The following is a 12,562-nucleotide window of genomic DNA, read 5'->3' on the forward strand; positions in this document are numbered from 1 at the left end:
CGGGGCGCCGGAGGGTGCCCCTTGACCCTCCGCCCACGCTTCCGTAAGGCGGGCCACCCACGGGACCGGACGAGCCAAGGCCATGACCGAAGAAGCGCGCAGCCAGATGGAACTCCTCGCGGAGGCGCTGCCGCTGCTGAAGCGATACGACGACCAGACCATCGTGGTGAAGTATGGCGGCCACGCCATGGGCGAGACCGCGGCGGCCGACCGCTTCGGCCGCGACATCGCGCTGCTGGAGCAGGTGGGCGTGAACCCCGTGGTGGTGCATGGCGGCGGCCCGCAGATCAACGCCATGCTGAAGCGCCTCAACGTGCAGTCCGAGTTCGTCAACGGCCTGCGCGTGACCGATGGCAATGTCGTGGACGTGGTCGAGATGGTGCTCTCCGGCACCGTCAACAAGCAGGTGGCGGATTGCATCACCCGCGCCGGGGCCATGGCGGTGGGCATCTCCGGCAAGGATGGCGGGCTGATCCGCGCGAAGAAGCTCACCCGCACCTATATCGATCCCGAGAGCAACATCGAGAAGGTGCTGGATCTCGGCTTCGTCGGCGAGCCTGAGCATGTGGACCCGCATGTGCTGGAGCTGCTGATCGGCGCGCAGATCGTGCCGGTGGTGGCACCGGTCGGGGTGGGGCCGGATGGCCAGACCTACAACATCAATGCCGACACGGCGGCCGGTGCCATTGCCGGCGCGCTGAACGCCTCCCGCCTGCTGATGCTGACGGATGTGGCCGGCGTGCTGGACGAGACCAAGACGCTGATCCCCGAGATGAGCGTGGCCGAGGCGCGCGCCGGCATCGCCGCCGGCTGGATCTCGGGCGGCATGATCCCGAAGATCGAGACCTGCATCTACGCCATCGAGAAGGGGGTGAAGGGCGCGGTGATCGTCGATGGCCGGGTGCCGCATGCCGTGCTGATTGAACTGTTCACCGAGGGCGGCGCCGGCACCCTGATCCGCCCCTGAGCGGACAGGAAAAAGGCGGGGGCGCGGGGGAATTCCTTCCCCCGCCCGTTTCCTGGCGCCGTTGACAGGATGCAGCCCCCCTAGGATACCCGCCGGACGTCTTGTTCACGCGCCGACCGACCGGGGTAGACCGACCATGGACCTTTCCGCCACCATCGCCGCGCTGTGGGAGCGCCGCGCCGAGCTTTCCCCCGCCACGAAGGGCGCGGATCGCGACGCGGTCGAATCCGCGCTGGCGCTGCTCGATTCCGGCCAGGCGCGCGTGGCGGAGCCGGACGGGCAGGGCGGCTGGCGCGTCAACCAGTGGCTGAAGCAGGCGGTGCTGCTCTCCTTCCGGCTGGAGGACAGCGCGCCGATGGGCGTCGGCATGACGGCCTATGACAAGGTGCCGCTGAAGTTCCAGGGCTGGGGCGACAACCAGTTCCGCGCCGCCGGCTTCCGTGCCGTGCCGGGCGCCGTGGTGCGCCGCTCGGCCTACATCGCCCGCGGCGTGGTGCTGATGCCCTCCTTCGTGAACCTCGGCGCCTATGTCGACGAGAACACGATGGTGGACACCTGGGCCACCATCGGCTCCTGCGCCCAGATCGGCAGGAACTGCCACATCTCCGGTGGCGCCGGCATCGGCGGCGTGCTGGAGCCGCTCCAGGCCAACCCGGTGGTGATCGGCGACAACTGCTTCGTCGGCGCCCGCTCCGAGGTGGCCGAGGGCGTCATCGTCGGCGAGGGCAGCGTGCTGTCCATGGGCGTGTTCCTCGGCGCCTCCACCAAGATCGTCGACCGCGCCACGGGCGAGGTGTTCATGGGCCAGGTGCCGCCCTATTCGGTGGTGGTGCCGGGCAGCCTGCCGGGCCGCCCGCTGCCGGACGGCACGCCGGGCCCCAGCCTCTACTGCGCCGTCATCGTCAAGCGCGTGGACGCGCAGACGCGCAGCAAGACCTCGATCAACGAGCTGCTGCGCGACTGAGGCCGGCCATGGACCCGCTTCCGCTCCTGCAGGACCTGATCCGCTGCCCCAGCGTCACGCCGGCGGAGGGCGGGGCGCTCGGGGTGCTGGAGGCGGCGCTCGTGCCGCTCGGCTTCACCTGCACCCGGCTGCGCTTCGGCCCGGCCGAGGGCGGGGAGGGCGAGGCGGTGGAGAACCTCTTCGCCCGGCGCGGCAGCGGCGCGCCGCATCTCTGCTTCGCCGGCCATACCGACGTGGTGCCGCCCGGCGACCCGTCGCTCTGGACCACCGACCCCTTCGGCGCCGAGCTGCGCGACGGGCTGGTGATGGGCCGTGGCGCCACCGACATGAAGGGCGGCATCGCCGCCTGGATCGCCGCCATCGCCAGCCTGCCGCGCGACCTGCCCGGCAGCCTCTCCCTGCTGATCACCGGCGACGAGGAAGGCCCCGCCCATTACGGCACGGTGAAGGTGCTGGAATGGATGGCGGAGCACGGCCACACGCCGGACATGTGCCTCGTCGGCGAGCCCACCAGCAAGGCCGTGCTGGGCGACACCATCAAGATCGGCCGGCGCGGCAGCATGAACGCGGCGATCACGGTGCAGGGCACGCAGGGCCACAGCGCCTACCCGCAACGCGCCGACAACCCGGTGCACCGGCTGGTGCGGGTGCTGCATCGGCTGACGGCGCAGCCGCTGGACGAGGGGAGCGAGTGGTTCGAGCCCTCCACCCTGCAGGTCACCAGCGTCGATGTCGGCAACCCGGCGACCAACGTCATCCCCGGCGCGGCGCGGGCGCGGCTGAACATCCGCTTCAACGACCACCATAGCAGCGCCTCGCTGACCGAGGCGCTGCACGCCGCGCTGCGCGCCGAGGAGGCGCGCTACGTGCTCGAGGTCTCCTGCTCGGGCGAGAGCTTCCTCACCGCGCCCGGTCCCTTCGTCGCGGCCCTGGTGGCGGCCGTGCGGGAGGCGGCGGGGGTGGAGCCGAGGCTCGACACGGGGGGCGGCACCTCCGATGCCCGCTTTGTCGCCCGCTACTGCCCGGTGGCCGAGCTGGGCGCGGTCGGCGCCACCATGCACAAGGCCGATGAATCGACGCCGGTCGAGGAGCTGCGCCAGCTTTCCCGCCTCTACGCCGCCGTGATCCGCGCGCTGCTCGGCGTGGAGCGGGCGGTCTGACGCCGGCCGAGCGCCTGGGCGAGATCCTGTGCGGCCTGCGCGGCGCGCTGGATCTGGCGCGCGGCAGGCCGGAGGCGCTGCGGTGGTTCCCCACCACGCCCGCGGGGGCCCTGCGTTCCTTCTGGGCGGCGGCGGTGTGCCTGCCGGTCTTCCTGCTGCTGCGCCTGCTGCTGGAGCCGTTGATGCTGCTCACCCCGCGGGGCGTGGCGGCGGAGGGAATCGGCTATGTCCTCGCCTGGGCCGGCTATGCGCTGCTGTCCAGGCCCCTGGTGCGGATGCTGGGACGCGGCGCCGAATGGCCGCGCTTCCTGGCTGCGTGGAACTGGGCCACGGCCTTCCAGTACGCGCTGGTGCTGCTGCTCAGCCTGCTGGCGCTGCCATTGCCGGAGCCGGCGCAGGACCTGCTGAGCCTCTTCATCATCGGCTACACGCTGTGGCTGGAATGGTTCGTGGCCCGCCTGGCGCTGCATCTGCCGGGGCTGCCCGCGACGATCCTGGTCCTGCTCGATCTCGCCCTCAGCCTGTGCGTGACCACCCTGGTGGTGGGGCTTTCCTATCCGGGATAACCTCCCCTGGTTGTATTCGGTCCGCGACAATGCTCGCGACTTCGCGCATCTGTGCTATAGTTTCCGGCAAGCGCCGGCCGCGCGGAACCTGGAGCTCGACGCAGATTTTCCGCACGGATGGCACGATGGTCCCGCCCTGCCAGACAGGGCGGAGCCGTCCCGAGGAGACAAGGCAGTGCTGGAAGGGCAGACGCCACGGTCGGGGACTGCGGAGTGGCCTCGCTTGCCGTGGCGTTGGCCTTCTTTCATCCGGTGCGTGGAGATAATGCCGGCATGAGTGCGCGTATTCTGGTCGTTGACGACATTGCCGCCAATCTCCGCCTGCTCGAGGCACGGCTGAACGCAGAATATTACGAAGTCGCACTGGCGTCCTCGGGGCCGGAGGCCCTGCGCCGCGCCGAGGACTGGCTGCCGGACGTCATCCTGCTCGACGTGATGATGCCGGGCATGGACGGGTATGAGGTCTGCCGCCGGCTCAAGGCCAATTCGGTCACGGCGCATATCCCGGTGGTGATGGTGACCGCCCTGGTGGACCCGGCGGAGCGTGTCCGCGGCCTGGAGGCGGGGGCGGACGACTTCCTCTCCAAGCCGGTGGACCACGCCACGCTGTTCGCGCGCCTGCGGGCGCTGCTGCGGGTGAAGCAGGTGCTGGACGCCTTCCGCCTGCGCGCCGAGACGGCGAACGACCTGGGCTTCGAGCCGCAGCCGCGCCCCTCGGACGACATCGCCGGCGCCGTGGTGCTGCTGGCCACCGACGACCCCAACGAGGCGGAACTGATCGGCGAGGTACTGACCGCCGCCGCCGTGAGCCTGCACCAGGCGCGGGACAGCGCCGAGGCCTGGACCATGCTGGGGCAGGGCGGCTTCGACGTGGCGCTGCTCAGCCTCTCGCTGGAAGGCGATTCCGGGCTGCGCCTGGCCTCCCGCCTGCGCGCCCAGGCCTCGACGCGCGACCTGCCGGTGATGCTCATCGCCGATGCCGACCAGCGGGCGCAGCTGCTGCGCGGCTTCGACCTCGGCGCCAACGACCATGTGTTCCGCCCCGTGGACCCGAACGAACTGCGCGCGCGGCTGCGCAACCAGGTGCGCCGCAAGCGCTACCAGGAGCGGCTGCGCGCCGACCTGGACCGCTCCCTGGAGCTGGCGGTGACGGACAGCCTGACCGGGCTGCGCAACCGCCGCTACATCACCCGCCACCTGGAAGGGCTGCTGCGCGGCGGCCAGACGGCGCTGCTGCTGCTCGACGTCGACCGCTTCAAGGCGGTGAACGATACCTACGGCCACGCGGCGGGCGATGTCGTGCTGAAGGTGGTCGCGCGGCGGATGAAGGAGCATCTGCGCGCCGTGGACGTGCTGGCCCGGTTCGGCGGCGAGGAGTTCGTCGTCGCCATGGCGAGCGCCACCGAGGAGGAGGCGATGCAGGTGGCCGAGCGGCTGCGCGCCGCGATATCCGAGGAGACGGTGCTGCTGGAGAACGGGATGTCCCTGCGCGTCACCGTCAGCATCGGGGTGGCGCTGGCGCTGCCGGGGGAGGACCTGCCGCGGCTGACCGCCGCCGCCGACGCGGCGCTCTACCGCGCCAAGGCGAATGGACGGGACCGGGTGGAACTGGCCAAGGGCGAGGACCACCACGCCTGCGATATCGGCGCTGCCTGACGGCGCCAGGGCAGGGGCCGCCCAAAGCGGCAAGGCCGCGCCCGGAGCCGGACGCGGCCTTGCCTCGATTCATCGGTCACGCGGCCCCGGGCAAGGCGCCCCGGGCCAGGGCGGACTTACTTGATCTTGGACTCGCGGAACGCGACGTGCTTGCGGGCGACGGGATCGTACTTCCGCATCTCCATCTTGCCCGTCGTGTTGCGGGTGTTCTTCTTGGTCACATAGAAGTAGCCGGTGTCAGCGGTGCTGACGAGCTTGATCAGGATGGTGTTCGACTTGGCCATGACGATCTTCCGTGGGCGCGGGGCGCACCGCTAGCAGGGGCGCCATCCGCCGGGCGGCACGTGGCCGCGCGCCCGGGTGCGACGCGAGAGGCCGCAACCTAGCCATCTGGCCGCTCCAGTCAAGAGGAAGGTGGGATTCGGCGCCCGCCCCGGCGCCGGCTCAGGGGTCCAGGGGCTCAGGGGTTGAGGGCGGTGCGGTAGGCGGCGGGGTTGTCGATCAGCGCGCGGGCGGCCTGCTGGTCCAGGTCGCGCTCCTCGGCCGGCGGGCAGGCGGCGCGCAGCGCCACCACCTCACTGGCCGGCACAGGCGCGCGGGCGCGGCGGGCGCGGTCCAGCACCGGCTGCATGGGCGAGGCGCCCTGGCCCAGCTGCTGCAGCGCCTGCTGGGTGGCTTCCAGGCCCAGGCTGGTGCACAGCGCCGGAATCACCCCCAGCCCCTGCACCGGCCAGCCCAGCGGTGCCAGCACGCGCGACCAGGAGATCAGCACCTCCGCCCCGTTCGGCAGCGGCACCACGATCTGGATCAGCCCCTTGCCCAGCGTGGCGCTGCCCACCACCACGGCGCGCCCGCGGTCGCCCAGCGCGGCGGCCACGATCTCGGCGGCCGAGGCGGTGCGGCCATCCACCAGCACCACCACGGGGCGGGATTGCGCGAGGTCGCTGCCGCCGGCCTGCCACACCCGGCGGGCATCGGGGTGGCGCCCGGCGCTCTGCGCCACCACGCCGCTGTTGAGAAAGGCGTCGGCCACGCCCATCGCCTGGGTCAGGATGCCGCCCCGGTTGCCGCGCAGGTCCAGCACCACGCCGCGCGGCGGGCCCGGCGCCGCGAAGGCGTTGTTCAGCGCCTCGGCCAGCTGCTCGGTGGTGACGGCGGAGAAGACGCTGATGCGGGCCCACAGGATGCCGTCCAGCACATCGGTGCGCAGGCTGCGCAGCACCTCGCTCGGGCGGCGCAGAACCAGGGTCAGGCGCTGGTTGCCCCGCCGCAGGCTGAGCCGCACCTGCGTGTCGGGCGGCCCCTCCAGCAGCTCCGCGGCCTGGGTGATGCGCCGGGCGGAGACGGGAATGCCGTCGATCGCCAGCAGCGTGTCGCCCTCGCGCAGCCCGGCGCGGCGCGCCTCCCCCTCCGCCTCCAGCGCGGCGACGACGACGCTGCCGCGCGGCCCGCTGGCCACCCGCAGCCCGAGGCCGGACTGGCCCACCCGGCGTTGCCGCGCCTCCCAGGCTTCCTCGGCGGTGATGTAGCGGCTGTAGGGGTCGAGATGGTTGAACACCTCGTCGAACCCCGCCTGGATCAGCCGCTCCATCCCGGCGCGGCGCAGCTGCGGCGAATGCGCCCAGGCCTGGGCGTAAAGGCGGGAGAGGGTTTCCCCGAGCTGCTCGGCCGGTTCGCGCGCGGCCAGGTCGGGCCGCCCCTGCGGCGCCAGGGCCGAGCTGGGCAGCGGCGCCTCGGCCAGCAGGGCGCCGCCCAAATACAGCCGCAGCAGCCCGCCCTGCACCTCGGCGGTGAGGCCGGTATCCACCGCCCCCAGCCCGCGCAGCGACCACAGCGCCATCTCCTCCGGCGCCGCGACCTCCAGGTGGCGTTCGATGATGGCCTCGAACGCCTCCCGCAGCACCACGCGGGTCAGGCTGCGGGAGAAGCCGGTCTCGGCCTGGGCCAGGGCGAGGCCGGGCGCCAGCGGCCCGGCCAGCAACAGGGCGAGGGCCAGCAGCCGCGCCAGCATCCGGGCGTGGAGGGCGGTGGCCCGCCCGTGGCATGGCAGGGGCGGGGTGGCGATGGCTAGCGCGGCCTGGCTCCGCGCGCCGGCGGCTTGCCGGGGGTGCCCTTGGGCGGCCCGCGCCGGATGCGGCTGCGGCGGGCGCCCGGCACCGGCGGGGTGGCACCGAGCAGCTCGAACACCAGGCCGCCGGTCAGCGGCATCGCCTCGGCCAGGCGCACCTCCACGGGCTGTCCCAGGCTGAAGGACAGGCGCGTGTGGCGGCCGGAAAGCCGGCGCGCGGCTTCCTCGTAGGTCCATTGATCGTCCGGCAGGGATGAGGACGGCACGAGTCCCCCCGCGCCGTTCTCCGTGAGCGTGACGAACAGGCCGAAGCGTGTCACCCCCGAAATCCGCGCCTCGAACATGCCGCCGACGCGGGACGCCATGTGCAGCGTCAGGTAGCGCTCCACCGCCTCGCGCTCGGCGGCGGCGGCGCGGCGCTCGGTGCGGGTGATGTGCTCGGCCGTGTCCGGCAGGCGGGCCGTCTCCGCCTCCTCCAGCCCGCCCTCGCCGAGCTTCAGGCCGCGCACCAGGGCGCGGTGGACGACGAGATCGGCGTAGCGGCGGATCGGGCTGGTGAAATGCGCGTAGCGGGCGAGCGCCAGGCCGAAATGCCCGGCATTGTCTGGCGCGTACTCGGCCTGGGACTGGGCGCGCAGCACCGTCTCGTGCACCAGCCGTGCCTCGGGCCGCTCCGCCACCTGATCGAGCAGGCGGGCGAAGTCGCGCGGGTGGATCCGGTCGGAAGCGGGCAGGCCCAGCTCCATGGCCTCGAGGAACTGGCGCAGCGCCTCCAGCTTCTCGTCGGAGGGGCGCTCATGCACGCGGTAGAGCAGGGGCTGGTGGCGCCGCTCCAGCTCCTCCGCCGCGCAGACATTGGCGGCCACCATGAATTCCTCGATCAGCCGGTGGGAATCGAGGCGCTGGCGCGGCACCACGTCGCGCACCGTGCCATCCCCGGCCAGCAGCACGCGGCGCTCGGGCAGGTCGAGCTCCAGCGTGCCGCGCCGCTCGCGCGCCGCCGCCAGGGCGGCGTAGGCGCCATACAGCGCGTCGATCTCGGCCATGGGCAGGGCGGCGTCGGGCGCCGCGCGGCTGGCCTGCACCTGCTCGTAGGTGAGGCGGGCGAGGGAGCGCATCAGCCCGCGGCCGAAGCGGTGTCCGGTCTTCTGGCCCTGGGCGTCGAAGGTCATCTCGACGAAGAGACAGCCGCGCTCCTCGCCCGGGCGCAGGCTGCACAGCCCGTTGGAGAGCGCCTCGGGCAGCATCGGCACGACGCGGTCGGGGAAATAGACGCTGTTGCCGCGCTCCCAGGCGGCGCCGTCGAGCGCGCTGCCGGGGCGGACGTAGTGCGCCACGTCGGCGATGGCCACCACCACGCGCCAGCCGCCGCCCTCGGCGGTGGCCCAGACGGCGTCGTCGAAATCCCGCGCATCCTCGCCATCGATCGTCACCAGCGGCAGCGCGCGCAGGTCCTCGCGGCCTTCCGCGCCCACGGGGCGGGTGCGCTCCGCCTCGGCCAGCGCGCCGGGCGGGAACGCCTCCGGGATGCGGTGGGCGTGGATGCAGAGCATCGAGACGGCGCGCGGCGCGTCGAGCGGCCCCAGCCGCTCGGTCACCCGCGCCGGGCGCAGGCCGAGCGGGCTGCCGGGCAGCGCCTCGGCCAGCACCAGCTCGCCGGGCTCGGCGCCCAGGCTGTCCGCGGGCGCCACGCTCCATTCCTGGCGCTGGCGGCGGTCGGTGGGCTGGATGCGCCCCTCCTGGTAGACGCCCAGGATGCGCGCCGGGCCGCCGCCGATGCGCTTGAAGGTGCGGCCCTCGTAGCGCCCGCCGCCCAGCGGCTTCACCCGCGCCAGGATGCGCTCGCCGGGGGCCAGGGCGGGCTGGCCGGGGCGCTCGGGGCGCATCAGCACGAGCGGCGGGCGGCCGCGGCCCTCCCAGCGGATCGGGCGGGCGAGGGGCTCGCCATCGGCATCGGTGCCGAACACCTCCAGCGGCACCATCTCGGGCAGGGCGCCACCCCCGGCGGGGCGGGCGCCGGCCTCGGGCACCCAGCCCTCCTCCTCCAGCGCCTTCATCAGCGCGCGCAGGGCCGGGCGCTGCTCCACGCCCAGACCGAAATGCCGGGCGATCTCGCTCTTGCCCACGCGGCCGCTTGCCTCCCGCAGGAAGCGCCGCAGCGCCTCACGCGAGGGAAGCTCCGGGCCGGGCGCCGCGTCCTCGCCCGGCACCGGTCAGGCCTTCGCCTTGGCGGCGGCCTTCTTCGCCGGAGCCTTGGCCGTGCTGGCTTTCGCCGTGCTGGCCTTCGCCGTGCCGGTCTTGGCCGTGCCGGCCTTCGCGGCGGCGGCCTTGGGCTTGGCCGCGGCCTTCTTCGCCGGCGCCTTGGGCTTCGCCTCGGCCGTGGCCTCCTCGGCGGCCGCCTTCTTCGGCGCGGCCTTCTTCGCGCCCTTCTTGGCGCCGAGCGGCGGCAGCTTCTTGCCCTTCTCGGCCAGCAGCGCCACCGCCTGGTCGAGGGTGATCTCCTCCATCGTCAGGTTGCGCGGCAGGCTCGCCACCATGCCGGCATGCTGCGCGAAGGGCCCGAAGCGGCCGCGCTTGATCTCCACCGGCTCGCCATCCTTCGGGTGCGCGCCCATGGAGCGGACCTTGGCCTTGGCATCGGCCAGCAGCGCCACGGCGCGGTTGATGCCGACGGTCAGCACGTCGTCATCCTTGTCCAGCGACTTGTAGATGCTGCCCATCTTCACATAGGGGCCGAAGCGCCCGATGGCGGCCGAGATCTCCTCGCCCGTCTCGGGGTGGAGGCCGACGATGCGGGGCAGGGCGAGCAGGGCGAGCGCCCGGTCGAGATCGAGCGAATCCGGGTCCATGCCGCGCGCCAGGCTGGCGCGCTTGGGCTTGGTCGGCTTGCCCTTGGCATCGGTGCCGCCCTCGCCGAGCTGGACGTAGAGGCCGTAGGGCCCGCGCCGCAGCGTCACCGGCGCGCCGCTCACCGGATCGGTGCCCAGCTCCTTGATGCCGCCGGCCAGCGCCGCCTCGCCTTCCGGCTCGTTGCCGGGCACGCTGAGCGGGCGGGTGTGGCGGCACTCCGGGTAGTTGGAGCAGCCGATGAAGGCGCCGTTGCGCCCGAGCCGCAGCCCGAGCCGGCCATTGCCGCAGGCCGGGCAGGCGCGCGGGTCGCCGCCATCGGCCGGGGTGGGGAAGAAGTGCGGCCCCAGCTCCTCGTCCAGCGCGTCGATCACGGCGCTGATCGTCAGGTCCTTGGTGGCGCCGATGGCGGCGTTGAAATCCTCCCAGAAGGCGCGCATCACCGCGCGCCAGTCGGCCCGCCCGCCGGAGATGTCGTCGAGCTTCTCCTCCATGCTGGCGGTGAAGTTGCTGTCAACGTAGCGCTCGAAGAAGTTCACCAGGAAGGCGGTGACCAGCCGGCCACGGTCCTCCGGCACGAAGCGCCGCTTGTCGATCTTCACGTAGTCGCGGTCCTGCAGCGTCTGCAGGATGGAGGCGTAGGTGGAGGGGCGGCCGATGCCGAGCTCCTCCATCTTCTTCACCAGGCTGGCCTCCGAATAGCGCGGCGGCGGCTGCGTGAAGTGCTGGTCGGCGTTCGCCGCGGTCAGCCTGGTGGGGTCCTTCTCCCGCATGGGCGGCAGGGTGCGGGTATCGTCCTCCTCGCCGGAGGTGGCGCCGGCGGGGGCGTCGTCCACATCCTCGCGGTACAGCTTCAGGAAGCCGTCGAAGGCGATGACGCTGCCGGTGGCGCGCAGCCGGGTCTGGCCGCTGGGCTCGGCCAGGTCCACCGCCGTCTGGTCCAGCTCGGCGGACTGCATCTGGCTGGCCACCGCCCGCTTCCACACCAGCTCGTAGAGGCGGCGCTGCTCGGGCGTCAGGAAGCGCGCCACCTGCTCCGGCGTGCGGCGCACATCGGTGGGGCGGATCGCCTCGTGCGCCTCCTGGGCATTCTTGGCCTTGGAGGAATACTCGCGCGGCGCGGCGGGGATGTAGTCGGGGCCGAAGCTCTCCTTCACATGGTCGCGGATGGCGAACATCGCCTCCCGCGCCATCTGCACGCCATCCGTCCGCATGTAGGTGATGAGGCCGACCGTCTCGCCCTGGAAGTCCACGCCCTCATAGAGCTGCTGGGCCTGGCGCATGGTCTGCTGCGCGCCGAAGCCAAGCTTGCGGGAGGCCTCCTGCTGCAGGGTGGAGGTGGTGAAGGGCGGCGGCGGGTTGCGCCGCACCCGCCGCTTCTCGACGCTGGCGACGCTGAAGCTGCCGGCCTCCACCGCGGCCTTGGCGCGGAGCGCGCGGGCCTCGTCCGGCAGGTCGAACTGCTCGAGCTTCCGCCCGTCCAGATGCGTCAGCCGGGCGGTGAAGGGGGCGGAGCTGGCGGTGAGGAAGCGGCCCTCCACCGTCCAGTACTCGCGCGCCTTGAACACCTCGATCTCGGCTTCCCGCTCGCAGATGAGGCGCAGCGCGACCGACTGCACGCGCCCGGCCGAGCGGCTGCCCGGCAGCTTGCGCCACAGCACGGGGGAGAGGGTGAAGCCCACCAGATAGTCCAGCGCGCGCCGGGCCAGGTAGGCCTCGATCAGCGGCGTGTCCAGGTCGCGCGGATGCGCCAGGGCGTGCTGCACCGCCCGCTTGGTGATCTCGTTGAAGGTGATGCGGTGCACCTGGACGCCGCGCAGCGCGCCCTTCTCCCGCAGCATCTCCTGCACGTGCCAGGAGATCGCCTCGCCCTCGCGGTCGGGGTCGGTGGCGAGGTAGAGGTTGCGGGCACCCTTCACCGCCTTGGCGATGGCGGCGACCTGCCTCTCGCCCCGGTCCTCGGCGGACCAGTCCATGGCGAAATCCTCGTCCGGCCGGACGCTGCCATCCTTGGCCGGCAGGTCGCGGACATGGCCGAAGCTCGCCAGCACCGTGAAGTCCTGGCCCAGATACTTGTTGATGGTCTTCGCCTTGGCCGGCGATTCGACGACGACGACGTCGGTCATGGCAGGTGTGCTGCGCTCTCTCTGGCCACCTGGGGCGGCGTTCTGGTCAGGCGTTGTCTCTACCGTAATCCGCTGCGGACCACGCGGTTGCCCGGCAGGGCTTCTATACGTCCCTCCAGCTCCAGATCGAGCAGGATTGCTTGCACCGCAGCAGGGGAGAGGTGGCAGCGTCGCAGCAACTCGTCAACCACAACTGGTGCTGCTCCTA

General features: G+C 72.5%; 10 protein-coding genes. 5 read left to right on the plus strand and 5 right to left on the minus strand.

Features of this window, described 5'->3' with window-relative positions; translation table 11 throughout:
- Window positions 1–82: 82 nt before the first annotated feature.
- The 5 genes from argB to ACZJYS_RS02375 all read left to right on the plus strand — a co-directional run bounded on the left by argB (window position 83) and on the right by ACZJYS_RS02375 (window position 5,313).
- Window positions 83–967: an acetylglutamate kinase gene (gene argB / locus ACZJYS_RS02355; RefSeq protein ID WP_109515424.1), complete on the plus strand. Its 885-nt coding sequence runs from the start codon at window positions 83–85 to the stop codon at window positions 965–967.
- 136 nt (window positions 968–1,103) lie between these two features.
- A complete protein-coding gene (gene dapD / locus ACZJYS_RS02360) occupies window positions 1,104–1,931 on the plus strand; it encodes a 2,3,4,5-tetrahydropyridine-2,6-dicarboxylate N-succinyltransferase (protein ID WP_109515425.1) in 828 nt (275 codons plus the stop codon).
- Between the two features lie 8 nt (window positions 1,932–1,939).
- Window positions 1,940–3,091 carry a succinyl-diaminopimelate desuccinylase gene (gene dapE, locus ACZJYS_RS02365; RefSeq protein WP_493175519.1) on the plus strand — a complete coding sequence of 384 codons (1,152 nt, stop codon included), beginning with the start codon at window positions 1,940–1,942 and terminating at the stop codon, window positions 3,089–3,091.
- A 134-nt stretch (window positions 3,092–3,225) separates the two neighbouring features.
- Window positions 3,226–3,657, plus strand: coding sequence for a hypothetical protein (locus ACZJYS_RS02370; RefSeq protein WP_109515427.1), 432 nt, complete (start codon window positions 3,226–3,228; stop codon window positions 3,655–3,657).
- A 273-nt stretch (window positions 3,658–3,930) separates the two neighbouring features.
- Window positions 3,931–5,313, plus strand: a complete 1,383-nt coding sequence (locus tag ACZJYS_RS02375) for a PleD family two-component system response regulator (RefSeq protein WP_109515428.1) — start codon at window positions 3,931–3,933, stop codon at window positions 5,311–5,313.
- Between the two features lie 116 nt (window positions 5,314–5,429).
- Here the strand turns inward: ACZJYS_RS02375 and rpmG are convergent, their stop codons facing one another.
- From rpmG to ACZJYS_RS02400, 5 genes are all read right to left on the minus strand, one after another.
- Window positions 5,430–5,597 carry a 50S ribosomal protein L33 gene (rpmG, locus tag ACZJYS_RS02380; RefSeq protein WP_076955738.1) on the minus strand — a complete coding sequence of 56 codons (168 nt, stop codon included), beginning with the start codon at window positions 5,595–5,597 and terminating at the stop codon, window positions 5,430–5,432.
- 176 nt (window positions 5,598–5,773) lie between these two features.
- Window positions 5,774–7,324: a S41 family peptidase gene (locus ACZJYS_RS02385; RefSeq protein WP_379648375.1), complete on the minus strand. Its 1,551-nt coding sequence runs from the start codon at window positions 7,322–7,324 to the stop codon at window positions 5,774–5,776.
- 56 nt (window positions 7,325–7,380) lie between these two features.
- The gene (gene rnr, locus ACZJYS_RS02390) at window positions 7,381–9,591 is read right to left on the minus strand and encodes a ribonuclease R (RefSeq protein ID WP_493175523.1); all 2,211 of its coding nucleotides are present in this window, start codon (window positions 9,589–9,591) and stop codon (window positions 7,381–7,383) included.
- 3 nt (window positions 9,592–9,594) lie between these two features.
- Complete coding sequence (gene topA, locus ACZJYS_RS02395) at window positions 9,595–12,354, minus strand: type I DNA topoisomerase (protein ID WP_493175525.1); 2,760 nt, start codon at window positions 12,352–12,354, stop codon at window positions 9,595–9,597.
- Between the two features lie 59 nt (window positions 12,355–12,413).
- Window positions 12,414–12,562: DprA-like winged helix domain-containing protein (locus ACZJYS_RS02400; RefSeq protein WP_493175536.1), on the minus strand; the 149-nt coding region annotated here is incomplete at its 5' end.

This window comes from Roseomonas sp. TS2 (assembly GCF_058833935.1).